The following is a 339-nucleotide window of genomic DNA, read 5'->3' as shown; positions in this document are numbered from 1 at the left end:
AGTTGGCCCGCAAAAAAGGGAAAATCATGAGGAGTCATTGGCTATCCTTGGATTCATTTTTTATAGGCAGCAAGGCTGACTTAAGCAATTCAGGATCACTGAATTGGAGGTCATCTTCTTCTAACTGCTCCACGCGATAGAGGTTATCTTCAACTTGCTCAATATTCTCAGGCTGTTGCAGGTTAACGGTATATCGGGCGCCAGACTGTTCTTTAAACAACACTGTACCAAATTTTGAGGTAACTTCGACCAGTAGGTCGAGATACTCAAGATTTTGGCGAGCAACGAAACGGGTGATAAAAGTAAGGGACGCGCCAGTTTTAAATTTCCATAAAAACA

General features: G+C 42.5%; 1 protein-coding gene. It reads right to left on the bottom strand.

Annotation, left to right across the window (positions count from 1 at the left end):
* Positions 1-34: 34 nt before the first annotated feature.
* Positions 35-339, bottom strand: a 305-nt coding sequence (locus LRP50_RS25590) for a hypothetical protein (RefSeq protein ID WP_274167199.1), incomplete at its 5' end; no start/stop codon positions are given.

This window comes from Enterovibrio gelatinilyticus (assembly GCF_028683095.1).
Lineage (GTDB): Bacteria > Pseudomonadota > Gammaproteobacteria > Enterobacterales > Vibrionaceae > Enterovibrio > Enterovibrio gelatinilyticus.
The sequence above is the reverse complement of the archived record's forward strand: the minus strand, read 5'-3'. Positions and strand labels throughout refer to the sequence as shown.